Origin of the sequence: Bacillus sp. IT-79MI2 (assembly GCF_949768135.1) — a bacterium.
Lineage (GTDB): Bacteria > Bacillota > Bacilli > Bacillales > Bacillaceae_G > Bacillus_A > Bacillus_A pseudomycoides.
Genome location: NZ_CATKPV010000005.1, coordinates 1 through 496, shown reverse-complemented (window position 1 = coordinate 496; position 496 = coordinate 1). Strand labels below are relative to the sequence as shown.

Sequence of the window (496 nt, the reverse complement as noted above, 5' to 3'; positions counted from 1 at the left end):
GTGAACTACCCGCCACTTAACGCTCTTACGAGCTGTTTGAAGTGGGGGCTTCTCGGTTAGTCGTTACTTTTATTAGCTAACGAATTAGTCGTAAGACCACGAGCTATCTCCCATGTTCCATAGGTTCTTTGATATGATTTATGATCATGCTAACAAGCGTATCGCTTCATTTTTGATGTTGATTGCAGCATTATAATCTCTATCTATTGACGTACCACAATCACAAACATACTCTCGTTCAGATAGTGCTAAATCCTTTACGTTTCCACAACTACTGCATGTTTTTGTAGAAGGAAACCATTTATCAATCTTCACAAGTTGTTTGCCTTGTTCTTGTAACTTATAGGCTAAAAAAGTCGTGAACATCCCCCACCCATTATCAGCAACACTTTTACCAAAGTTAAGTGCTCGTGACATCCCTTTCATGTTCAAGTCTTCAATTGCTACAACATCAAAGTTATCGACTAATTCTTTTGACTTATGATGAAGGAAGTTC

1 protein-coding gene is annotated in these 496 nt (G+C 38.3%); it reads right to left on the bottom strand.

The features are described from left to right. Positions 1-144: 144 nt before the first annotated feature. The coding region (locus ACM6HU_RS00050) for an RNA-guided endonuclease InsQ/TnpB family protein (RefSeq protein ID WP_141490438.1) at positions 145-496 on the bottom strand (352 nt) is incomplete at its 5' end.